Origin of the sequence: Rhodobacter sp. NTK016B, from assembly GCF_017303295.1 — a bacterium.
Classification (GTDB): Bacteria; Pseudomonadota; Alphaproteobacteria; order Rhodobacterales; family Rhodobacteraceae; genus Pararhodobacter.
On record NZ_JAFKOK010000012.1, the window covers coordinates 119,002 to 140,538 of the forward strand.

Annotated in this window: 20 protein-coding genes and 1 other annotated feature; of the genes, 17 read left to right on the forward strand and 3 right to left on the reverse strand. The window is 67.0% G+C overall.

The features are described from left to right. Nucleotides 1–54 precede the first annotated feature (54 nt). The 3 genes from JI664_RS16460 (at nucleotide 55) to JI664_RS16470 (ending at nucleotide 3,211) form a co-directional block, all read left to right on the forward strand. Nucleotides 55–408, forward strand: coding sequence for a hypothetical protein (locus tag JI664_RS16460; protein WP_207014855.1), 354 nt, complete (start codon nucleotides 55–57; stop codon nucleotides 406–408). Nucleotides 409–736: 328 nt separating this feature from the next. Continuing rightward, nucleotides 737–794 (forward strand) — a sequence feature (sul1 is cis-regulatory element that is thought to sense ions involved in sulfur or methionine metabolism; They are found in Alphaproteobacteria). Nucleotides 795–854: 60 nt separating this feature from the next. Further along, complete coding sequence (locus JI664_RS16465) at nucleotides 855–2,345, forward strand: SulP family inorganic anion transporter (RefSeq protein ID WP_207014856.1); 1,491 nt, start codon at nucleotides 855–857, stop codon at nucleotides 2,343–2,345. A gap of 14 nt (nucleotides 2,346–2,359) precedes the next feature. Beyond that, nucleotides 2,360–3,211, forward strand: a complete 852-nt coding sequence (locus tag JI664_RS16470; RefSeq protein WP_207014857.1) for a universal stress protein — start codon at nucleotides 2,360–2,362, stop codon at nucleotides 3,209–3,211. Here the strand turns inward: JI664_RS16470 and JI664_RS16475 are convergent. Further along, nucleotides 3,208–3,879, reverse strand: coding sequence for a helix-turn-helix domain-containing protein (locus tag JI664_RS16475; RefSeq protein ID WP_207014858.1), 672 nt, complete (start codon nucleotides 3,877–3,879; stop codon nucleotides 3,208–3,210). The genes JI664_RS16470 and JI664_RS16475 overlap by 4 nt on opposite strands. Before the next feature lie 123 nt (nucleotides 3,880–4,002). On the opposite strand from JI664_RS16475, the gene JI664_RS16480 reads away from it, so the two are divergent. Genes JI664_RS16480 through JI664_RS16510 form a run of 7 tightly spaced genes read left to right on the forward strand, consistent with a single transcriptional unit; the run spans nucleotide 4,003 to nucleotide 11,361 of the window. Further along, nucleotides 4,003–5,124 (forward strand): NAD(P)/FAD-dependent oxidoreductase, encoded by a 1,122-nt coding sequence (locus JI664_RS16480; RefSeq protein ID WP_286174139.1) that lies wholly within the window; start codon nucleotides 4,003–4,005, stop codon nucleotides 5,122–5,124. Continuing rightward, the gene (locus tag JI664_RS16485; protein WP_207014860.1) at nucleotides 5,121–6,407 is read left to right on the forward strand and encodes a TRAP transporter large permease; all 1,287 of its coding nucleotides are present in this window, start codon (nucleotides 5,121–5,123) and stop codon (nucleotides 6,405–6,407) included. The genes JI664_RS16480 and JI664_RS16485 overlap by 4 nt, the downstream gene beginning before the upstream one ends. A 53-nt stretch (nucleotides 6,408–6,460) precedes the next feature. Continuing rightward, nucleotides 6,461–7,423 (forward strand): TRAP transporter substrate-binding protein, encoded by a 963-nt coding sequence (locus JI664_RS16490; protein ID WP_207014861.1) that lies wholly within the window; start codon nucleotides 6,461–6,463, stop codon nucleotides 7,421–7,423. Nucleotides 7,424–7,437: 14 nt separating this feature from the next. Next, nucleotides 7,438–8,037, forward strand: coding sequence for a TRAP transporter small permease (locus JI664_RS16495; protein ID WP_207014862.1), 600 nt, complete (start codon nucleotides 7,438–7,440; stop codon nucleotides 8,035–8,037). Continuing rightward, nucleotides 8,034–9,509 carry a M81 family metallopeptidase gene (locus JI664_RS16500; protein ID WP_207014863.1) on the forward strand — a complete coding sequence of 492 codons (1,476 nt, stop codon included), beginning with the start codon at nucleotides 8,034–8,036 and terminating at the stop codon, nucleotides 9,507–9,509. Before JI664_RS16495 ends, JI664_RS16500 begins: the two co-directional genes overlap by 4 nt. Next, complete coding sequence (locus tag JI664_RS16505) at nucleotides 9,506–10,390, forward strand: alpha/beta fold hydrolase (protein WP_207014864.1); 885 nt, start codon at nucleotides 9,506–9,508, stop codon at nucleotides 10,388–10,390. The genes JI664_RS16500 and JI664_RS16505 overlap by 4 nt, the downstream gene beginning before the upstream one ends. Continuing rightward, entirely contained in the window at nucleotides 10,387–11,361 is a 975-nt protein-coding gene (locus tag JI664_RS16510) for an ornithine cyclodeaminase family protein (RefSeq protein WP_207014865.1), read from the forward strand. The genes JI664_RS16505 and JI664_RS16510 overlap by 4 nt, the downstream gene beginning before the upstream one ends. A 32-nt stretch (nucleotides 11,362–11,393) precedes the next feature. Here the strand turns inward: JI664_RS16510 and JI664_RS16515 are convergent, their stop codons facing one another. Beyond that, nucleotides 11,394–11,813, reverse strand: a complete 420-nt coding sequence (locus JI664_RS16515) for a hypothetical protein (RefSeq protein WP_207014866.1) — start codon at nucleotides 11,811–11,813, stop codon at nucleotides 11,394–11,396. A gap of 238 nt (nucleotides 11,814–12,051) precedes the next feature. Beyond that, nucleotides 12,052–12,555: a DUF1643 domain-containing protein gene (locus tag JI664_RS16520; protein WP_207014867.1), complete on the reverse strand. Its 504-nt coding sequence runs from the start codon at nucleotides 12,553–12,555 to the stop codon at nucleotides 12,052–12,054. Nucleotides 12,556–12,696: 141 nt separating this feature from the next. Between JI664_RS16520 and JI664_RS16525 the strand changes: the two genes are divergently transcribed. The 7 genes from JI664_RS16525 (at nucleotide 12,697) to JI664_RS16555 (ending at nucleotide 21,506) form a co-directional block, all read left to right on the forward strand. Then, nucleotides 12,697–13,086, forward strand: coding sequence for a hypothetical protein (locus JI664_RS16525; RefSeq protein WP_207014868.1), 390 nt, complete (start codon nucleotides 12,697–12,699; stop codon nucleotides 13,084–13,086). 72 nt (nucleotides 13,087–13,158) lie between these two features. Next, entirely contained in the window at nucleotides 13,159–15,495 is a 2,337-nt protein-coding gene (locus JI664_RS16530; protein ID WP_207014869.1) for a Tex family protein, read from the forward strand. A 144-nt stretch (nucleotides 15,496–15,639) separates the two neighbouring features. Further along, on the forward strand, nucleotides 15,640–17,028 hold the full coding sequence (locus JI664_RS16535) for an MFS transporter (RefSeq protein WP_207014870.1): 1,389 nt from the start codon (nucleotides 15,640–15,642) through the stop codon (nucleotides 17,026–17,028). Next, nucleotides 17,025–17,942 (forward strand): penicillin-insensitive murein endopeptidase, encoded by a 918-nt coding sequence (gene mepA, locus JI664_RS16540; RefSeq protein ID WP_207014871.1) that lies wholly within the window; start codon nucleotides 17,025–17,027, stop codon nucleotides 17,940–17,942. The genes JI664_RS16535 and mepA overlap by 4 nt, the downstream gene beginning before the upstream one ends. Further along, a complete protein-coding gene (locus JI664_RS16545) occupies nucleotides 17,939–18,931 on the forward strand; it encodes an esterase-like activity of phytase family protein (protein ID WP_207014872.1) in 993 nt (330 codons plus the stop codon). Before mepA ends, JI664_RS16545 begins: the two co-directional genes overlap by 4 nt. Nucleotides 18,932–19,006: 75 nt before the next feature. After that, nucleotides 19,007–19,999, forward strand: coding sequence for a GTPase (locus tag JI664_RS16550; RefSeq protein WP_207014873.1), 993 nt, complete (start codon nucleotides 19,007–19,009; stop codon nucleotides 19,997–19,999). After that, on the forward strand, nucleotides 19,986–21,506 hold the full coding sequence (locus tag JI664_RS16555) for a GTPase (protein WP_207014874.1): 1,521 nt from the start codon (nucleotides 19,986–19,988) through the stop codon (nucleotides 21,504–21,506). The genes JI664_RS16550 and JI664_RS16555 overlap by 14 nt, the downstream gene beginning before the upstream one ends. The last annotated feature ends 31 nt before the right edge of the window (nucleotides 21,507–21,537 follow it).

Here is a 21,537-nt window from a genome sequence, read left to right on the forward strand (position 1 = left end):
GGCTGACGATTTTCTGCGGGCCGGCGCTCTTGCAGGCCGGGCCGCAGACCCCACATGAAGACGATGCGCCAACAGTTTGACCCCGTCCTGACCCTGCTGCGCCTGCTGCTTGTGGTCAGCGGGGTTGTGGCCTTGGGGCCTGCGACGGGCGTGATGCAGCCGCCTCAGGTGCAGGCGGGCGAAGCCTCGGCGCAGGCGCAGACACGAGGCGCGACGGGCCTCGCTGTCGCCCGGGCTTATGCGCCCGAAGCCGCCGATCCCGCGACCGATCTGGCCGGGCTGCTGCCCGATCCGCTGAGTATCGCGCGCCCGCAAAGCCATGCACGCCTTGTCCTTCCCCCGCAGGGCGCCGTGTCGCGTCCGGTCGCGTGGCTGCGTCCGCAGGCCCGCGCGCCGCCCCTCGCGTGATCCGTCACCGCCGCGCAACGCTGCACGGCATGAACCGATCACCAGCGCCGTGTTCGCTGCCCGAGGGCCGCATGGCGTCTGACACGCGAGTGACTGCAATGACCTCTCCCCTGATGAAGAAGATCGTTTTCGCCCTGATGATGGCCACCATGGCCGCAGGGACGCTGGCGCAGGCCTTTACCGGCTGATACCGGCGCGCTGACGAAAAAACGGGCAGAAAGGGCGCGGCTCTTTCTGCCCTTTTCCGTTCTGGCCTCGTGCTGACCCTATCCGGGGCTCGCCGTGGTTGGCAGCCGTCACGAATCCGTGTATGCCGCAGGGCAGCGAACACGGATCCGGGTGCAAGCCCCGGATGGCTATTCCGGCCGCCGATCCGCCGGACAACCTGACCGACTAAGACCAGGAAAACGGCGGGGACCGCCCCGCCGGGACGGGAAACGACTGACATGATGACCCTCGACCAGTATCGCAGGGAGTGGTTCGGCAATATGCGTGCCGATCTTCTCTCGGGCCTTGTGGTGGCGCTTGCGCTGATCCCCGAAGCCATCGCCTTTTCACTCATCGCCGGTGTCGACCCCAAGGTCGGCCTTTACGCCAGCTTCTCGATTGCCGTTCTGGTGGCGATCACCGGCGGGCGGCCCGGCATGATCTCGGCCGCGACCGCCGCGACCGCCGTTCTGATGGTCACGCTGGTGCGCGATCACGGGCTGGAATACCTGCTGGCCGCGACCGTGCTGGCGGGGGTGATCCAGATCGCCATGGGCCTGTTGAAACTGGGCTTCGTGATGCGCTGGGTGTCGAAATCGGTGATGACCGGCTTCGTCAACGCGCTGGCGATCCTGATTTTCATGGCGCAATTGCCCGAGCTCGACCCGCGCGACGTCACATGGGTGACCTATGTGCTGGTCGCGGCCTCGCTGGCGATCATCTATCTGTTCCCGCGCATCACCAAGGCGATCCCCTCGCCGCTGGTCACCATCATCGTGCTGACCGCGCTGACGATGGCATTCGGCTGGGACGTGCGGACCGTGGCCGATATGGGCGAGCTGCCCGATGCGCTGCCCATCTTCCTGCTGCCCGATGTGCCGCTCAATCTCGAGACGCTGATGATCATCCTGCCCTATTCGCTGGCTGTCGCCGTGGTGGGGATTCTGGAAAGCCTGATGACGCAGCAGCTGGTCGATGACCTGACCGACACCAAGACCGACCGCAATCAGGAATGCATCGGTCAGGGCGTCGCGAATTTCTGCACCGGCTTCATCGGCGGCATGGCGGGCTGCGCGATGATCGGCCAGTCGATGATCAACGTGAAATCCGGTGGGCGCGGGCGGCTGTCGTGTTTCACGGCGGGCGTCGTGCTGCTGATCCTTGTCGTGTTCCTTGGCGAATGGGTGGGGCAGATCCCGATGCCAGCCTTGGTGGCGATCATGATCATGGTGTCGATCGGCACCTTTTCGTGGTCCTCGATCGGGACGCTCAGAACGCATCCGCGCTCGTCGTCGGTGGTGATGCTGGCGACGGTCGTTGCCGTGGTCTGGACCCATAACCTTGCCATTGGCGTGCTGGTGGGTGTGCTTCTGTCGGGCATCTTCTTTGCCGCGAAGATCGCGCAGCTGTTCCGCGTCACCTCGACCATCTCGCCCGACGGGCGCGAGCGGACCTATCGGGTCGAGGGCCAGATGTTCTATGGTTCGGTCGAAGATTTCATGGCCGCTTTCGACTTCAAGGAAGCGCTGGAGCGTGTCGTGATCGACGTGTCGGCGGCGCATATCTGGGATATTTCCAGCGTTCAGGCGCTCGACATGGCGGTGCTCAAATTCCGCCGTGACGGGGCCGAGGTCGAGATCGTTGGCATGAACGAAGCGTCCGAGACTATGGTCGACAAACTGGCGATTCATGACAAACCCGGCGCGATGGACACTCTGAGCGCGCATTGAGAGAGGGAAAGACCATGGAAAAGATTATCGCCCTCGTCGATGGCTCGATCTATTCGGCCAGCGTCTGCGAACATGCCGCATGGATCGCGCAGCGCACCGGCGCGCCGGTTGAGCTGGTTCATGTGCTGGGGCGCCGCGAGGCCGCCGACAAGCACGATCTGTCCGGCGCCATCGCGCTGGGCGCTCGCACGCAGCTTATGCAAGAGCTGGCCGAGCTTGACGCGCAGCGCGCCAAGCTGGTGGGCCACCGGGGCCGCGCGATTCTCGACGATGCGCGCGCGCTGGTGGAAAAGGCGGGCGCGACCGATGTCACCACCCGCCTGCGTCACGGGGATCTGGTCGATGCCGTGGCCGAGACCGAGGCCGAAGCCCGCGTGATCCTGATTGGCAAGCGCGGCGAGGCTGCGGATTTCGCGAAGGGGCATCTGGGGTCCAATCTGGAACGGATCGTGCGCGCCTCGCATAAACCCGTTTTCGTGGCCTCGCGCGCGTTCAGGCCGATCGAGAAGGTTCTGGTGGCCTATGACGGCGGCTCATCGGCGATGAAGGCGGTGGACCATATCGCCCGCTCGTCGCTGTTCCCGCGGCTGCAGGTTCATCTGGTGACCGTGGGTTCGCACAGCGCCGAACTGGCGGGCGGGCTTGAGGATGCGAAGGCGATGCTGCGCAGCGCCGGGATCGAAGCCACGACCGCAATCGTTCCCGGTCAGCCCGAAAAGGCGCTGGGCGAGATGGTCGAGCGGGACGGGTTCGACATGCTGGTCATGGGCGCTTACGGCCATTCGCGCATCCGCAGCCTGATCATCGGCTCGACCACCACCGAAATGGTGCGGTCGTGCAAGGTGCCGGTCGTCTTGATGCGTTAATCGGGCGTGCTCTCGGATGCGCCGTTCACCGGCGCATCCCCGCTCAGCTCGGACGCTTCGAAATCTGTGCAGACCACCAGAATCCGCACATCCTCGGCGCCGGCCGAGGCATAAAGATGCCCGCGCGAGCTGTCGAAATACGCGCTGTCGCCCTGACGCAGGACGACGGGCGCCTTGCCCTCGGCATAGACCGTGACGGCACCATCCAGCACCATCAGGAATTCCTGCCCCGGATGGCGGACGAAATCGTCGAAATCCATCAGGTCATGGGCTTTCAGCGTGCCCAGCATCGGCATCATCGCCTTGTTGCGCAATTCGGGAAACAGCATCTCGTAGACGTAGTTGCGCGTTTCCTGCCGCTTGAACGTCCCTTTCGGTGCCACCGCGAAGCTGCCCGGCTGAAACGCCGCGCCCTCGGCGCTGAGCAATTCGGCCATGTCGATGCCCAGACCCTTAGCCAATTGCCGCATCCGGTCATAGGTCAGCGAGATCAGCCCGCGCTCGGCTTTCGAGATCGTGCTCACCGCCAGCCCCGAACGTTCGGCCAGATCGCTTAAGGTCCAGCCGCGATCCCGGCGCAGGTCAAGCAGCCTGCGCCCGAACTCGGCGCGCTGGGCGTCGGGCATGTCGGCGGCGGTTTTCCGGGGCGCGGCATCGTTGGGGCTCATGCCCTGACCATACGCGGATCGGGGGAGCGAGCAAACGAATTTTCGTATTGGAAAAAATGTCTTTCGTATTGGAAAAACCGTGTTAGCGTGACGGAAACGTGATCAAGGGCGAAGATGAGACCGATGGAAAAACGCGGGATCGTTGTGATCGGCGCCGGGATTGCCGGGGCTTCCGTTGCGGCAGAACTGGCAGGGTCCGGGCAGGACGTGCTGCTGCTCGAGCGGGAGATGGCGCCGGGTTATCACACCACCGGGCGGTCGGCGGCTCTCTATGCGCCCAGCTATGGCCCCAAGGTCATCCGTGCGCTGACGCGGGCGTCGCGCGCGGCATTTCAGGCGCCGCCCACCGCCGAGCGTCCGCATCCGTTGCTGAAGCCGCGCGGCGTGTTGTTCCTTGCCCGCCCCGATCAGGCCGACAGCTTCGATGCGATGGCTGCGGAAATGGACCTTACCCGCCTGACGCCTGCTCAAGCGCTCAAGCGTCTCCCGCTTCTGCGCTCCGAGGCGCTGCACGGCGCGCTTGAGGACGAGCAGGCCGCCGATATCGATGTCGATGCGCTGCACCGCCAGTATCTGCGCCAGCTTACCGCGATGGGGGGCGAGATGCGCCTGCGGGCCGAGGTGACGGGCCTGTCGCGCGACGGCGCGGGCTGGCGCATCGAAACGCCCCTGGGGGCGATCGCAGCGGATATCGTGGTCAATGCCTCGGGCGCCTGGGCCGATGACCTGGCGCGCGCGGCGGGCGTCGCGCCCGTGGGGCTGGTGCCCAAGCGGCGCACGGCGATCCTTGTCAGCCCGCCTGTGGGGGCCGAGGTCGATGGCTGGCCGATGGCGGTCGATATCGACGAGCAGTTCTACCTGCGCCCGGATGCCGGGAAGCTGCTGCTCTCGCCCGCCGACGAAACCCCGTCCGCCCCCTGCGACGCACAGCCCGATGAATGGGATGTCGCCGTCTGCGTCGATCGCATCCAGACCGCGTTCGACCTCCCGGTGCGGCGGATCGAGCACAAATGGGCGGGGCTGCGCAGCTTCGTCGCCGACAAGGCGCCGGTCGTGGGCTATGCCGCCGATGCGCCCGGTTTCTTCTGGCTGGCAGGGCAGGGGGGCTATGGCATCCAGTCGGCGCCCGCGCTGGCCCGCGCCGCCGCCGCGTTGGTTCTGGGGCAGCCTATCCCGCCCGATATCGCCGCCGAGGGTGTCACCGCAGACGCGCTCGCCCCCCGTCGCGAGGCTTTGGTCGCATGATCTGGGCTGCTCCCGTTCTCGGTGCCGTGCTGCTTGCCTCGGGGCTGGCGATTGCCTATGTCATCGGCGCCTCGGCGGTGGTGGCCTTCTTCGCCACCGGGCAAGAGCGCTATCTCGCCATCCTGCCGCAGCAGATATTCTCGAAAATCGACGTCTTCGCGCTGATGGCGATGCCGCTGTTCATTCTGGCGGGCGAGATCATGAACCGGGGCGGCGTCACGCGGGTTCTGATCCGGCTGGCCATGGCGCTGGTGGGGCGTCTGCCGGGCGGGCTGGGCCATGTGAACGTGATGACCTCGGTGTTCTTCGCGGGCATTTCGGGCTCGGCCGTGGCCGACAGCGCGGCGGTGTCGAACACGCTGGTTCCGGCCATGCGCGAGCAGGGCTACACGCTGACCTATGCAGGCGCGATCACGGCGGCTTCGTCGATCATCGGCCCGATCGTGCCGCCGTCGATCGTGATGATCTTCTACGGCGCGCTGATGAATACCTCGGTCACCGCGCTGTTTATCGCGGGGATCGTGCCGGGGTTGTTGCTGGCCGTCGCGCTGATGCTCACCAACAGCTATTTCGCGTGGCGCGATGGCCATCCGCGCGCGGCCAAGGGCGAGTTGCCGGCATTTTTCCCGACCTTTCTGAACGCTTTGCCCGCGCTGTGTATCCCCGGCATCATTCTGGGCGGTATCGTGTTCGGCCTGATGACCCCGACCGAAGCCGCCGCCGTCGCCGTGGTTGCCGCCGCGCTGGCAGGCATGGCGTACGAGCGCATGACCATCGCGGCGCTGCTCGAAGCGCTCAAGCGCACGGCCATGCTGTCGGGTTCGATCTTCATGCTGATCTCGGCGGTGTCGGCGCTGGGCTATCTGGGCGCGCTTGAACGTCTGCCCGAGGCCATCGCCGACATGGTCACCGGCGCGGGGCTTGGCCCGGTCGAGTATATGCTGCTGCTGAACGTGGTTTTCCTTGTCGCGGGGATGGTTCTCGACACGCCCGTAGCGCTGGCGCTTCTGGTGCCGCTGCTGGCGCCCGTCGCGCTGGAACAGGGCGCGGACCCGGTCCATCTGGGCATCGTCTTGTGCTTCAACCTGACGCTGGGTCTGCTGACCCCGCCGCTGGGGGGCTGCCTGATCATCGTCAGCACCGTGACCGGCATCAATTACTGGCGTCTTGCGCGCGCGGTCTTCCCGTTTCTCGTGGTCGAGATCGCCGTTCTGGGCGTGCTGATCTGGCTGCCCGAGGTGACGCTGTGGCTGCCAAGGATGCTGGGCTTCATCGGGACTTAGGCCCTTAGCCTGCTTTTCAACCAACCAGACAACGACAACATGGAGGAAACACAATGAAAAAGCTGCTGATTACCGCATCGATCCTCGCGGCGCTCGCCGCCGGGGGCGCGCAGGCGCAGGTGAAGGTCTCGCTCGACAGTCCCGCCGATCTCGACGGCTCGGGCACCTATGTCTGGGCGCATGCCTTCTCGACCTATCTCAACGAGCACGGCATCGAGGCCGAGGAATACCAGCGCGGCGCGCTGGGCGGCGATGACGAGGTCTTCGATCAGGTCACGCAAGGTCTTGTCGAGGTCGCGATGGCGCCGCTCGGCATCACTTCGTCGCTCGACACGCTGATCAACGGTCTGCGTCTGCCCTATTTCTTCAGCGGCATGGAGCAGATCGACCACGCGCTTTACGAAAACGGCATGCTCGCGCAGATCAACGAGCCGCTTCTGTCGCATGGCGTGCGCGTCGCGGGCGTCGTGACAGTCGGTCCGGCGGCGGGGATCTTCAACACCCGTCACCCCATCGCCTCGATGGAGGATATGTCGGACCTGCGGATGCGGGCGCTCGACGAGGCGCAGATCGAGCTGTTCCAGGCCTGGGGCACCACCGGCACCATCGTCAGCTGGGCCGAAGTGCCGAACGCGCTGCAGACGGGGGTTGCCGACGGCTATCTGAACCCGGCCTTCGTGCCGCTGCTCTTCGGTCACACCGAGTTCCTGCGTCACTTCACTCCTGCTGACATCCTCGTGTCGCTGCGCGGCGCCATCATGTCCGAAGACTGGTATTCGGGCCTGTCGGACGAAGACCGCGCGACGGTTGATGCCGCGATCGAGGCCGCGAATGCCGCGAACCGCGAATGGCTTGGCACGCAGGGCGGCGTGCTCGACCAGCTGCGCGAAGCGGGGGTCGAGATCACCGAGCTGACCCCCGAGGCGCGGGCCGAGTTCCAAGAGGCCTCGGCGGTGACCTATGGCCGGATCGTCAACGATGAAGAGCTTGCCACCTGGCAGGCCGCCATCGAGTAACGGAGACGCGCGCGATGATCCGCAGCTTTGCCCAAGCGCTTGCCCGAGGCCTCGAACGGGTCTCGGGGGCGCTGAACGTCCTGGCCATCGTCGGCGCGGTGCTCGCGGTGCTGGTCATGGTCTATGCGGCAGGCTGGCAGGTCATCGCGCGCTACGTCCTGTCCAGCCCGCCGATCTGGACCGAAGAACTGTCCCGCCGGGCGATGGTCTGGGCCGGGATGCTGGGCGCATCGGTCGCGTTTCGCGCCGGGGCCGACCCGGTGCTGTTCCCCAACATGGTGGCGATGCGCGGCAAGCTGGGCGGGCTTCTGGCGACATTGCGGGCGCTGGGCGTGGTGATCTTTGCCACGCCGATCCTGTGGTATTGCTTCTTTGGCCCCAACATGAACATCGCGCGCGGCTTTCTGGGCCGCTCGATGTCGCGCACCGCCGAGATGATCCCGGTTTCGATGATCTGGTTCACGGCGGCGGTGCCGATCGCCTTTATCCTGATCCTGATCCATGTCGCCGCATCGCTGTCGATGCAGGCCACCGGCCAGGCGCCCGCGCGGGCACCGGCCGAACCCGGGACACCCGATTCCCCGTTGCCCGAACCGCTTGGAAAGACCCCATGAAGACCTTCATTGCCTGTCTGGCCACCGAAACCAACAGCTTCTCGCCGCTGCCCACTAGTTATGCCAGCTTCGACGAGGGGATGATCCATCACGGCACGGCGACGTCCAGCAAGCCGCTCTACTGGACCGGCGCGATGAGCCTGTGGCGTAAAGAGGCCGAAGCGCGCGGTTGGGACGTGGCCGAAAGCCTTGCCGCCTTTGCCCAGCCCTCGGGGCCGACGCTGCGCAAGGTCTACGAGCAGTTCCGCGACGAGATCGTCACCGACCTGAAAGCCGCGATGCCGGTCGATATCGTGCTGCTGCAGCTGCACGGTGCGATGATCGCCGATGGCTATACCGATTGCGAAGGCGATCTGATCGAGCATATCCGCGCCGTCGCCCCGCAGGCGAAGATCGGTGCGCTTCTGGACCCGCATTGCCATCTGACCGAGGTGATGCTGACCAAGGCCGATGCGCTGATCTGCTTCAAGGAATATCCCCATATCGACATCCTCGAACGTGGCGCCGAGCTGTTCGCGCTGATCGCCGACGCGGCCGAGGGCAAGACCAACCCGGTGATGCGCGATTACGACTGCCGCATCGTCATGGCGATGCCGACGCCCGAAGGCCCGATGCGCGATTTCGTCGACGCAATGACCGCGCGCGAATCCGAGGCGGGCGTTCTGTCTCTGTCGCTGGCGCATGGCTTCCCTTGGGGCGATCACGAACGTACCGGCGCGCGGGCGCTGGCCATCACCGACGGCGACCCGGCGCTGGCCGAAAAGATCGCCCGCGAGATCGGTGAAAAGCTCTGGGCCGAGAAAGAAGCGATCTTTCAGAAGGTCCTGACCATCGACGAGGCGCTCGATCTGGCGGCCGGGCACAATCAGGGCCCCATCGTGCTGGCCGATATGTCGGACAATGCCGGGGGCGGCGCGCCGGGGGACGCCACCTTCGTGCTGCGCGCGATGCTGGATCGGGGCCTGACCTCGATCGTTTCGGGGCTGTACTGGGACCCGCAGCTTGTGCGCCTGTGTCAGGACGCGGGCGAGGGCGCGACGCTGCCGGTGCGGCTGGGCGGCAAGGTGGGGCCGATGTCGGGCGATCCGCTGGACCTGACCGTGACCATCAAGCGCATCGTTCCGGGGCTGGCGCAGACCTTCGGCACGCTGCCGGTCGAGCTGGGCACGAGCGTCTGGCTGACCATCGACACGGGCACCAACGATCCGTCCGAGAACATCGACATCGTGGTGAACGACATTCGCACCCAGACCTTCCACCCCGATGCCTTCACCCAGATCGGCATCGACGTAGAGGCCAAGCGCCATGTCGTGGTGAAATCCTCGAACCATTACCGCGCGGGCTTCGCGCCGCTCGCCTCCGTGATCATCCCGATCGCCTCGCCGGGGGCGATCACCCCCGATTTCACGGCCATTCCCTACAAGATCCGGTCTCTCGATTACTGGCCGCGCGTGGAGAACCCCTTCGCATGAGTAACAGTTTGATGGCCGCGCGCGACGCGTTCCTGTCGCGCTTTCCCGAACAGCGCATCGAGATCGATGGCCGTTCGTGGGGTCTGATCGATACCGGGATTCCGGGCGGCGAGACCGCCATGACGGACGGACCGTGCTTCCTTTTCCTGCCCGGCACGCTGGGCCGCGCCGACGTATTCTTCCGCCAGATCGAGGCGATGGCGCCGCATATGCGCGTGATCGCCGTGAGCTATCCGGAAAGCGGTGGCGTGGTGGAATGGGCAGCAGACCTGACCGAGTTGATGGAACGGCTGCGCGTGGGACAGACGGCGGTGCTGGGTTCGTCGCTGGGCGGCTATCTGGCGCAGTATTTCGCGGCGGAACGGCCCGATCTGGTGACCCATCTTTTCGCCGCCAATACCCTGCATTCCGTCGAGGGTATCGATCAGCGCCCGCCCTATTCCAGTGATCTGTGGAACGCCCCGATCGCCGAGCTGCGCGCCGGATTCGCGGCGGGGATGAACGCGTGGCGCGCGGCGCATCCCGAACATGCCGAGATGGTCGATTTCCTGCTGGCCGAGGCCGATGGCCGTATCCCCGAGCCGGAAATGCGCGCCCGTCTCGACGCGATCAAGACCGGGCCGGTGCTACCGCCACTGAGCAACACCCACGACACCGCCACCGTGATCGAGGCCAGCGATGACCCGCTGATCCCGCCGCCGATGCGCGCAGCCGTGCGGGAGCGCAACGCGCCCGCGCCGGCCTTCCGGTTCCTGTGGGGCGGGCATTTCCCCTACCTGCTGCGCCCGGATCTTTATACCAGCCTGCTGCTCGCGCGGCTGGGGGTGGCAACGCTGTCGCCCGACTGGACCAAAAGCGAAGACGGGACCTTTCAGGCATGAGACTCCTATCGAATGCTGATGTCGCGGACCTGCTGCCCATGGCTGAGGCCATCGCCGTGATCGATACCACGATGCGCACCGTGTCGCGCGGCGATGCGGAACTGCCGCTGCGCCATGTCGTGCCGGTGGGCGGCAAGAACATGATGGGCGTGATGTCCGGCGCTTTGGGCGATCCGGCCTGCTACGGCGTCAAGCTGGTCAGCCTGTTTCCGGGCAATCCCGCCAAGGGCCTGTCGGGCCATCGCGGCGCGGTCGTGCTGTTTGACTCGGAGGATGGCGGCGCCGTGGCGATGATGGATGCGGGTCTTCTGACCGCGATCCGCACCGCCGCTGCCTCAGGCGTCGCCACCCGCGCTCTGGCCCGTCCGGAGGCGACGCGGCTGACGATCATCGGCACCGGCGAGCAGGCCGAGCATCACCTCGCCGCGATGCTGGCGGTGCGCGATATCGACACCGTGCATGTCGTCGGGCGCCGGGCCGAAAAGGCCGCCGCCTTCGTGGAACACGCGCGCAGCCAGTATCCCGGCGCGGCGTTTTCCCATGGCACCGATGCGCAGGCGGGCGTCCGGGGCGCGGATATCGTCTGCACCGTCACCAACGCGGCCACGCCGGTGCTGATGGGCGACTGGCTCGAACCGGGGCAGCATCTGAACATCGTCGGCGCCTCGATGCCCGGCAAGCGCGAGATTGACGACGCGGTTCTGCGGCGCTCTGAGCTGTTCTTCGATTACCGCCCCTCGCTTCTGGCGCAGGCCGAGGAGATCATCTCGGGCCTGAAAGCGGGCACGATCACCGAGGCGGACCTGAAATCCGAGATCGGCGCCGTGCTGGCTGGTGGGCCGGGGCGTCCGGATGCGCAGTCGATCACGCTCTATCGTTCGCTGGGCATCGTGGCGCAGGATCTTGCCGCCGCCACCCACGTCCTTGCCCGGGCCGAGGCCGAGGATCGCGGAACGGCCGTCGATTTCTGACCGCCGTTCCGACCTGTAGCGGGCCGGTGCTGTCAGTTCACCAGCGCGCTTAGCAGGCCCATCAGCGCCATCACTTGCAGTGTCTGGCTGTCGACCAGCACAAGCTGGCCGTTGATGACGCGGTATTCCTGCCCCGGCGGGGCGGGGGCGATGCCATAGCCGCTGCGATAATCCCAGTAACGCGCGTCGCTGGCATCGGTACCGATCTGAATATTGGTGACGTTGATGGTCACGTCGCCGTCCGAGCGGTCGTGCGAATGGCCGCGCAGGTGGCGCCCGCCATGGCGAATGTCGTTCGGCCCGTGACCGGGATTGACCCGCCCGCGGCAAGAAGGACCGTTGCAATGCTGCGCCCCGTTCCCGCGCGCATGGGCCGGGGGATCGGCAAAGGCCATCGGCGTGACGGCAAGGGTCGAAACGGCGGCGATGCCAGCGATCAAGAAACGTTTCATCGGGTTGTCCTTTCTCGTCGCGGCGCGGCCTTGGCCTGCGCCGGGTTCGGCGAAAGAACGCGGTAGAGTGGTCTTGGGGTTCCGAAGCTCGGCTTTCGGTCGGGGATTGGTGCTGGTCTGTCCGTCACCCAATGTGCGGGCGGGACAGGTAAAGCACTGTAATGCAGTGACTTTCAGAGGTCCGGCGTCGCCGCGCTGTCTCGGCAGATCTTCGCGCAGCCCTTACGGGGCGCCGCGCTTACCACGGCTCGGGCTGGTGGGAATACGCGATGTAGAGCGGGTGCTTGGGGTGCCCCGCCTTGCTGAGACCCAGATGGAACAGCGGCTTGCCGGTGGCGCGCAACAGCGCCTCGACCTGCGGGCCGCGCGCCAGATGCGCGCCATGCGTGCCCCAGGCGCAGACGATGGTATCGGCCCAGTCCGCGCTTTCCACGATCGCCGCGTCATTGGCGGGACCCACCGGGTCGGGCTGCGCGCGCATCACCTTCGGATCGGTGGCGCGATAGGCGAAGATATTGCACACCCGGAACGCCCCGAAACCCAGCGCCCGCGCGCGCCGCTCGCAGCGCTCGACGGTGGGGTCGTTCTGCACCTCGGTCGCGGTCGACGGGTTGAGCATCACGAAAAGCACGCGCCGCCCCTCGGGCTCCCAGATGCGGGTCAGCATGTAGCGGTACGACTCGCACGACGAATAAAGCGCGGTCGAGGGCGCATCGCCCTTGGTATGGCTGCGGGTGATCATGCGGGCGTGATAGCTTGGCGCGCTGGCAAGGGGAAGCCATAGGCGCGGCAGGCAGGCAAAGCGCTGGACGCCGTATGCACCGCGTGGCAGCTTTTGGCGCAGAAAGCGGACCCGGTTGCGGCCGCGACAGGGAGCGATTTCATGACGATACGGATTTTGCTGGCTTTCCTTGCCGCCCTCGCCGGCGCACCGCTGAGTGCCCAGAGCGTTCCGCAACCGCGCGGCGACACAGCCGATGCAACCGTCCACCTGCTGCCGATGACCGCCCCCGGCGGTGTGGCGCTGAACGTGAGGCTGGGCGCGGACTCGCCGCGCGCGCCGCAGGACCTGATCCGCATCGCCCGTCCGGGTGCTCCGGTCGCCGACGATTCGGGCGGCGCCACCTTCGTCCCGGTCGAGGGCGCGGCGATCATCGGCGCCCCGTCCGAGCCCGGCGCGTGGGAGTTGCGCTATATCGGGCGCGGCAGCGACGGGGCAGAGCGCATTCTCGGCAGCACCACGCTCACCGTGGTCGGTCCCGATTACAAGTAACGGCGCGGGGCTTGGCCTCGGGTCCGGGCGGGGCTAGGGTCGCAGCCCGCATTCGACCGAAAGGCCCGCTCCGTGACCCAGCCCGCAACCGCGCGCATCCCCCGTCTTATCGCCACCGAGATCGGCGCCCGCCCCGATCAGGTCATCGCCGCCGTGACCCTGCTGGACGAAGGCGCGACCGTGCCCTTCGTGGCGCGTTACCGCAAAGAGGCGACCGGGGGCCTCGACGATTCGCAGCTGCGCACGCTGTCCGAGCGGTTGTCTTATCTGCGCGAGATGGAAGCGCGCCGGGCGACGATTCTCGACAGCATCTCCTCGCAGGGCAAGCTGACCGACGAGCTGAGCGCGAAGATCAACGCGGCCGAGACCAAAGCGGTGCTCGAAGACCTGTACCTGCCCTACAAGCCCAAGCGCCGCACCAAGGCGATGATCGCGCGCGAAAACGGTCTGGAACCGCTGGCTGATGCGATTCTGGACGACCGCGCGGCGGATCCCGAGGCGCTGGCGCAACCCTATCTGTCCGAGGCGGTGGCGGATACCAAGGCCGCGCTCGACGGCGCGCGCGAGATCATCGCCGAGCGTCTGACTGAAGATGCCGCGCTCAAGGCCCAGCTTCGCGCGCATATGGCCGCCGTGGCGCGGCTGACGGCGCAGGTGCTGCCCGGCAAGGAATCCGAGGGTGCGAAATTCTCGGATTATTTCGAGCATTCCGAGGCCCTTTCGGGCGTGCCCAGCCACCGCGCGCTGGCGATGCTGCGCGGACGCAACGAGGGGATCCTTGCGCTGGATCTCGCAGTCGAGCCCGAGGCCGCGCCGGGCCAGTCCACCGCCGAGCGCATGGTTGCGCGCGCGCTCAATATCGGAACTGCGGGCAAGGGGGATGCGTGGCTCGACAAGGTCGCGGGCTGGGTCTGGCGCATCAAGCTGAAGCTCAGCCTGACCATCGACCTGATGACCGACCTGCGCGAAGCCGCCGAAGCCGAGGCGATCCGCGTTTTCGCCCGCAATCTCAAGGACCTGCTGCTGGCTGCGCCGGCGGGCGCCAAGGCGACGATGGGGCTGGATCCGGGCATTCGGACCGGGGTGAAGGTCGCCGTGGTGGATGCAACAGGCAAGGTGGTCGAAACCGCGACCGTCTATCCGTTCCAGCCGCGCATGGATGTGCAGGGGACGCTGGCCACGCTGGGCGCGCTGGTGCGCAAGCATGGCGTGGGGCTGATCGCCATCGGCAACGGCACGGCCAGCCGGGAAACCGATGCGCTGGTGGCCGATCTGCTGTCGAAACTGCCCAGCCCGCGCCCGGTCAAGGTGGTGGTCAGCGAAGCGGGTGCCTCGGTCTATTCGGCGTCGGAACTGGCAGCGCGGGAATTTCCCGATCTGGACGTGTCTCTCAGGGGCGCGGTGTCAATTGCGCGGCGTTTGCAGGACCCGCTGGCCGAGCTGGTCAAGATCGAACCCAAGGCGATCGGCGTCGGCCAGTACCAGCACGACGTGAACCAGAACGCGCTGGGCAAGGCGCTGGATGGCGTGGTCGAGGATGCCGTGAACGCGGTCGGTGTGGAACTGAACACCGCCTCGGCGCCGCTGCTGGCGCGGGTGTCGGGGCTCAGCGCGGGGTTGGCGGAATCGGTGGTCGCGCATCGCGACGCGAACGGCCCGTTTGCCAGCCGCAAGGAGCTGCTGAAGGTCGCGCGGCTTGGTCCCAAGGCGTTCGAACAGGCGGCGGGTTTCCTGCGCATTCAGGGCGGGAAAGAGCCGCTCGACGCCTCGTCCGTCCACCCCGAGGCCTATGCGCTGGCGCGCCGGATCGTTTCGGCGGCGGGCCAGGATGTCGCCACGCTGATGAAGGAACCGGCACCGCTCAAGCGTCTGTCGCCCGAGGATTTTACCGACGACACCTTTGGTCTGCCTACCGTGCGCGACATCATGGCCGAGCTGGAAAAACCCGGCCGCGACCCGCGCCCCGAATTCAAGACCGCGACCTTCGCCGAGGGCGTGAACGAGATCCGCGACCTGAAACCGGGGATGCGGCTTGAGGGCACGGTGACCAACGTGGCCGCGTTCGGCGCGTTCGTCGATGTGGGCGTGCATCAGGACGGGCTGGTCCATGTCAGCCAGCTGGCCGACCGGTTCGTCAAGGATCCGCACGAAGTGGTCAAGGCGGGCGATGTCGTCACCGTCCGCGTGGTCGAGGTCGACGTGGCACGCAAGCGCATCGGGCTGACAATGCGCAAGGACAATGCCGATACCCGCCCCGATCGCGGCCCCCGCGATCAGCAGCGCGACCAACAGCGCGGGCCGAAAGGCGGCGGCAAGGGGCCGCGCGGCGGCAGCGCCGGGCCCGCCAAGCGGGACGAGGCGCAGGGCGCGTTCGGCGCCGCGCTGATGGACGCGCTGAAGAAGCGCTGAGCGCAGCGGCGCTCCGGGGCGCTTGAGAAAACGTGCGGGCAGGGGTAACGAATCCGCCACAGGTGAAAACCGTTGTGGATTCGTGACTTGCCCGGCGTCCCCCCATAGGTCTTGATCGTTCAGATAGCCTGGGGGGGCCTTGTTATGACCGAATCGACGGCCGCACGCGCGGCCGATGCCGACGCGCGTGGCGCGGCACAGCGGCGGATCTGGGGTTGGTGGTGGTTCGACTGGGCCAGCCAGCCCTATAACACGCTGCTGATCACCTTCATCTTCGGCCCCTATGTGGTGGGCGTGGTGGGCGACGGCTCGCGCGCGCAGACGATCTGGGGCTACGGGATCGGCTTTGCCGGGATCCTGCTGGCCCTGCTGGCGCCGCTTCTGGGCGCGGTCGCGGACCGCTCGGGCAAGCGGATGGTCTTCATCTGGTTCTTTTCACTGTGCTACGTGATCGGCGCGTGGGGGCTTTGGTTCTCGGCGCCTGCGGATTTCAATATCTGGTACGTGATGCTGATGTTCTGTCTCGGGCTGATCGGGATGGAATTCGCGACGATCTTCACCAATGCGATGCTGCCCGACCTCGCTCCGCGTGAGGAACTGGGCAAGGTCTCGGGTTCGGGCTGGGCATGGGGCTATGTGGGCGGTCTGGTGTCGCTGATCCTGATGCTGACGCTGCTGGCCGAAGGATCGAACGGCACCACGCTGATCGGTATCGAACCCATTCTCGGTCTCGATCCGGCGACGCGCGAAGGCACGCGCTCGGTCGGGCCGCTGACGGCGATCTGGTATGTGGTGTTCATGATCCCGTTCTTCTGGTGGGTGCGCGAGCCGCGCAAACCCGACGCGGTCGGCATCGGCGCCGCAATTCGCGGTGCCTGGCCGGAACTGAAAGCGACTCTGGCGGGTTTGCCTTCGAACCGCAGCCTTTTTGCCTTTCTCGGATCTTCGATGTTCTATCGCGACGCGCTGAACGGCGTTTACACCTTCGGCGGGATCTATGCTGCCGGCGTGCTGGGATGGAGCGTCGTGCAGGTGGGCATCTTCGGCATCCTTGCCGCCGCGACGGGCGCGCTGTTCGCGTGGCTGGGCGGCAAGGCCGACAGCCGCTTCGGCCCCAAACCCGTCATCGTCTTCAACGTCATGGCGCTGGCCCTGACCGCTTTGGCGATTGTCTTCGTCTCGCGTCAATCGGTCTTCGGCGTGGCCGTGTCGCCCGAATCCGGGCTGCCTGACATCGCCTTTTACGTCATCGGCGCCGTTGTCGGTGCGGCGGGGGGCGCGATGCAGGCGGCCTCGCGCACGATGATGGTGCGTCAGGGCGAGACCGAGAAGATGACCGAAGGCTTCGGCCTGTATGCGCTGTCAGGCAAGGCGACCGCGTTCCTTGCGCCGCTGTCCATCGGTGTCGCCACCGACCTTTCGGGCAGCCAGCAGATCGGCATCCTGCCGGTGACGGTGCTGTTCATGCTGGGGCTTGTCTTGCTTGTTTTCGTTCATCCCGATGGGTCCAGCCGCAAAGAGGTGCTTGCATGAAACGTCTGTCGCTTCTGCTCGGGGCCCTTGGCCTTGGCGCCTGCGTAAGCAGCAGCGCCATCGATCCGGCCATCGCCCAGCAGCTCGCCAACCAGCTGTTCGGCGCGGCGACACGGGGCACAAGCGAACCGGCCGAGGTCTATGGGTCATATGCGCGGGGCTGCGGCGACGGGTTCGTGCAACTGCCCGAGACCGGGCCGACATGGCAGGCGATGCGCTTGTCGCGCAACCGTAACTGGGGCCATCCCGAAATGATCTCGTTCATTCAGGATCTCAGCCGTCAGGCGGTGCAGATCGGCTGGAACGGGCTCTATGTTGGCGATATCAGCCAGCCGCGCGGCGGGCCCATGACCTCGGGCCATGCCAGTCACCAGATGGGGCTGGATGCTGATATCTGGATGCTGCCGCCGGGCCGACTGGATCTCAGCCGCACCGAGCGCGAAAACCTTTCCTCGGTCAGCGTCCGCACCGCCGATCAGCGCGGGCTGACCAGTCACTGGACGCCGCAACACGCGCAGGTTCTGCGCGCGGCAGCGTCCGATCCGCGCGTCGACCGGATCTTCGTCGCCGCCGCCGTCAAGATCGAGATGTGCCGCACAGCGACTCCGGCTGATACCGCGTGGCTGCAACGCATTCGCCCGATTCAGGGGCATAATTATCATTTCCATGTCCGGCTGCGCTGCCCAGCCGGGTCTCCGTCATGCGAAACGCAAAGCCCGACCGTGGCCGAGCTGTCGAATGACGGCAATGGGTGCGACGACACCCTTATGTGGTGGGTCACCGATTACCTGAACCCGCCGCGCCAAACCGAGCGCCCTGCCGAACCTGTCGAGCCGACGCCAAGGCGCCGCCATCCGCGGGAATTCGTCATGGCCGACCTGCCCCGCCAATGTTCGGAAGTTGTAACCAGATGATCGCTGCCCGCTCTCTCATCGCTGCCCTCGTGGGGGTCGCCCTTGGCGGCACCGTCCTGCCCGCCGGTGCCCAGACCTCGTATTCGCAACGCGCGCGCTCGCAGACCGAGCCCGCGCATACCCAGTCGCATCCCGACACCTATTACGCCGGGGTGGTCCAGCATCAGCCGGCCAGCATTCCCGCCGCTCAGGTCGTGGCGCGTTACCGGATTCCGCTGATGTCGGGGGGCATCAACGATTTCTCGGGTATCGCGACCAGCGACGGCACCAATATCTACATGGTCTCGGACCATGGCTTCATCGTCGCCGCGCGCCTGCAGCGCGGCTACGGGCAAAGCATCGACGGGATGCAGATCCGTCAGGTTGCGCTGCTGCGCGGCGAGGACGGGCGCCCGCTGACGGGATCGCTGCGCGATTCCGAGGGGCTGAGCATCGGCCGCGATGGCTCGTTCTATGTCTCGTTCGAGCAACATAACCGCGTGCTGCGCTATCCCTCGCTGGGAGCGCCCGCGCAATCGACCGGACTGCACCACGATTTCGAGCGCCTGCGCGCGGGAAGCGGACTGCAATCGGTCGCGGTCGATCCTTCGGGGCGGCTTTACTCGATCCCCAAGCGTGCGGCGCGCGCGACCTATGGCTTCCCTTCGTACATGTATGCGAGCGGCGCATGGACTGGCGCTTTCCGCATCCCCTCGGACGGGAATTTCTATCCGGTCGGCGCCGATTTCGGACCCGATGGCGCGCTCTATATCCTTGAGCAGGAAACCGGCGGTCGCGGCTATCGCAGTCAGGTCCGGCGTTTCCGCGTCAACGGGCAGGCGATTTCCGAAGGCCAGTGGGTCATGCGCTCGGAATTCAACCAGTTCGGGAACCTCGAAGGCCTTGCGGTGTTTCGTGACTGGAACGGGCGTATCCGTCTGCTGATGGTCTCGGACGACGATCTGCAGCGCGGGCCGTCGGAACTGATTGACGTGGCCGTCAACCGCTGAGCGCGCGGCGTATTGGATTGCAACCGGGCCGATCCGTTCCCATCTTGAGGGCTACCGATCGCAAGGGGCAAAGACGTGACTGACACCAAGGGTGCCGTCGAACCGGCCGTCCCGGTTCTGTGGCTGCTGGGCAAGACAGGGGCGGGCAAGACGTCGCTCGTGCGCGCGCTGACCGGCGCGGGCGAGGTCGGTAACGGCTTTGCGCCGGGCACGACGGGCGCGGCGGTCCACGACTTTCCCGCCGACGCACCTGCCGTGCGCTTTCTAGACACCCGCGGGCTGGGCGAGGCCGGGCACGATTCTGCCGACGATATCGCCACCGCGCAGGGCATGGCGCAGGCGATCCTTGCCGTGGTGCGGCTCGACGACCCTGTGCAGGCGCCCGTGGCCGAGATCCTGCGCCGCACCAAGCTTCCCGTGCTTCTGGTCCATACCGGCGCCGATCTGGTCCCCGATCCGCAGGCGCAATTGCGCGCGCGCGCCCATCTGACCGAGATGGTGGGCCGCGAATTCCCCTCGGTCACGCTGGCGATGCCGCGCGAGGGGCTGGTGACGGGGGTCGAGGACCTGCTCGACGCGCTCGACAGTTTCCTGCCCCGTGCCGCCGCCGCCTTGCGCCGGGCCGACGAAGCGCGCGCTTTCCAGCGCATGCGCAAGACCGTCCTGCGCTATGCCGCGCTGGCAGGGGCCACCGATGTGGTGCCGGTTGCGGGCCTCGCCACCGTGCCAGCGACGCAGGCCGCCATGCTCCGGGCGCTGGCCAAGGCGCATGAGGTGGACCTGACGCCCACGCGGATGGGGCTGCTGGCTTCGGCGCTGGGGGTGGGATCGCTGGCGCGGATGGGCGCGGCCCTGCTGGCGCGGCAGGGGGCCAAGCTGCTGCCGATCGCGGGCCAGACCGTGGGCGCCGCCGCTGCTGCGGGCGCGAGTTTCGCCACCACCTATGCGTTGGGTCGCGCTGCCTCGGCATGGCTTTACGGTGTGGCGCATGGCGCAGAACCCGACAGCGCGACGTTGCGCGCCCTCTATGACAAGGCGCTGAAAGGCGCGCGCAATGACGCTGGGTGAACGGCTTCGGCACACCCTGCTTCGGTGGGACAAGCTGGGTCTGGCCGCGATCCTTGCGCTGCCGCTGACGCTCTCGATGCTGCTGGGCTTTGTGTACCTGCACGAACACGGCTATCTGCTGTGGTTCGCGCTGGGCACGGCGCTGTTCTACGCGGGGTTCCGGGGCGCGGTTTTCGTCGCGCGCTGGCGCACCCGTGCGGCAGGCGAGCGGGTCCCGCGCGAGGTCGAAGGCCCCGAACCCGACCCGGAATGGTCCGAGGCCGAGAAAGCCGCCTTCGCCCGCGCCCGCGCCCGCATCGACCGCCGCCTGTCCGAGCCGATCCCCTGGGCCACGCTGCCCGCCGAGGCCCTGAGCGTGGTCGAAGAGGTCGCCACCGATCTTTCCGACGGCCGCCGTTCGGCGCTGGATTTCACCCTGCCCGAGGCCTTGATGCTGGTCGATCAGGTCGCGCTTCGCTACCGCGCCTTCCTGCTTGAACACGTCCCCTATTCCGACAAGTTGTCGGTGCGCACGATGCACTGGTTGTGGCGCAAGCAGGACGCCGCGCTCAGCGCGTGGGAAACCGGCTTTCTGGCCTGGCGCGGCGTCCGGTTGGTGATGAACCCCGCCGTGGGTCTGCTGCGCGAGGCCGAGCGCGTGCTGGCCATCGGGCTGCAGGACCGTCTGACCGACAAGTTCCGCCGCGACGCGCAGGCGATCTTGCTGGAAGAAAGCGCGCAGGCGGCGATCGACCTGTATAGCGGGCGGCTGAAGGTCAGCGAACAGGATCTGACGCGGCTGGGCGCACGGGTGACGGTGCCCGATGCCAAACCCGAAGGCGCGGTGCAGATCGTCATCGTCGGCCAGACCTCGGCCGGGAAATCGACGCTGCTCAACGCCTTTCTGGACGAAGACAGCGCCGAGACCGACGCGGCGCCCACCACCGATGCGGCATCGGGGCACATGACGGAAAGCGGCGTGCGGATGATCGACACGCCGGGGCTCGACGGCACCGACCGCATGGCGCGGGCCATCGCAGCGCAGATGGTCGCGGCCGATCTGGTGATCTGGGTTCACCGCGCCAACCGTCCGGGCCGCGCCGCCGATGTGGCGCTGCAAAAGGCCTTCGACGCTGCCATGACGCGGGACCCGGCCCGCCGCCGCCCGCCGGTGATCCATGTCGCCAACGCGGCGGACCTGCTGCTGCCGGGCTGGCCGCGCCCCGAACATACACTGACGGACGAGGACCGCGCGACGCTCGACGCCGCAGCGCAGGCCATCGCGCAGGCAATGGGGCCCGAGGTCGATGCCCGCGCGGTGATCCCGATCCGGGCCGAGGCGCCCGACTGGAATATCGACCGGCTCGAAGCGGCCATCGACGCGGTCCTGCCCGAAGCCCGCATGACCCGCCGCAACCGGCTGCGGCTGGAAGGCGCGGCGGGCGAGGGGCTGCGCGGCAACCTGACCCGCGCGCGGCGTGGCGCGGGCGCTCTGGTGCGCGCGCTGGGAAGCCGCTGGGGTCGCTGAGCGCGCGAACCCGGCCCGGCGAAAACCGCCG

Bases quoted from the DNA above. Each gene is read 5' to 3' on its own strand.
- JI664_RS16460 (WP_207014855.1), top strand. From the start codon at position 55: ATGAAGACGATGCGCCAACAGTTTGACCCCGTCCTGACCCTGCTGCGC.
- JI664_RS16465 (WP_207014856.1), top strand. From the start codon at position 855: ATGATGACCCTCGACCAGTATCGCAGGGAGTGGTTCGGCAATATGCGT.
- JI664_RS16470 (WP_207014857.1), top strand. From the start codon at position 2,360: ATGGAAAAGATTATCGCCCTCGTCGATGGCTCGATCTATTCGGCCAGC.
- JI664_RS16475 (WP_207014858.1), bottom strand. From the start codon at position 3,879: ATGAGCCCCAACGATGCCGCGCCCCGGAAAACCGCCGCCGACATGCCC.
- JI664_RS16480 (WP_286174139.1), top strand. From the start codon at position 4,003: ATGGAAAAACGCGGGATCGTTGTGATCGGCGCCGGGATTGCCGGGGCT.
- JI664_RS16485 (WP_207014860.1), top strand. From the start codon at position 5,121: ATGATCTGGGCTGCTCCCGTTCTCGGTGCCGTGCTGCTTGCCTCGGGG.
- JI664_RS16490 (WP_207014861.1), top strand. From the start codon at position 6,461: ATGAAAAAGCTGCTGATTACCGCATCGATCCTCGCGGCGCTCGCCGCC.
- JI664_RS16495 (WP_207014862.1), top strand. From the start codon at position 7,438: ATGATCCGCAGCTTTGCCCAAGCGCTTGCCCGAGGCCTCGAACGGGTC.
- JI664_RS16500 (WP_207014863.1), top strand. From the start codon at position 8,034: ATGAAGACCTTCATTGCCTGTCTGGCCACCGAAACCAACAGCTTCTCG.
- JI664_RS16505 (WP_207014864.1), top strand. From the start codon at position 9,506: ATGAGTAACAGTTTGATGGCCGCGCGCGACGCGTTCCTGTCGCGCTTT.
- JI664_RS16510 (WP_207014865.1), top strand. From the start codon at position 10,387: ATGAGACTCCTATCGAATGCTGATGTCGCGGACCTGCTGCCCATGGCT.
- JI664_RS16515 (WP_207014866.1), bottom strand. From the start codon at position 11,813: ATGAAACGTTTCTTGATCGCTGGCATCGCCGCCGTTTCGACCCTTGCC.
- JI664_RS16520 (WP_207014867.1), bottom strand. From the start codon at position 12,555: ATGATCACCCGCAGCCATACCAAGGGCGATGCGCCCTCGACCGCGCTT.
- JI664_RS16525 (WP_207014868.1), top strand. From the start codon at position 12,697: ATGACGATACGGATTTTGCTGGCTTTCCTTGCCGCCCTCGCCGGCGCA.
- JI664_RS16535 (WP_207014870.1), top strand. From the start codon at position 15,640: ATGACCGAATCGACGGCCGCACGCGCGGCCGATGCCGACGCGCGTGGC.
- mepA (WP_207014871.1), top strand. From the start codon at position 17,025: ATGAAACGTCTGTCGCTTCTGCTCGGGGCCCTTGGCCTTGGCGCCTGC.
- JI664_RS16545 (WP_207014872.1), top strand. From the start codon at position 17,939: ATGATCGCTGCCCGCTCTCTCATCGCTGCCCTCGTGGGGGTCGCCCTT.
- JI664_RS16555 (WP_207014874.1), top strand. From the start codon at position 19,986: ATGACGCTGGGTGAACGGCTTCGGCACACCCTGCTTCGGTGGGACAAG.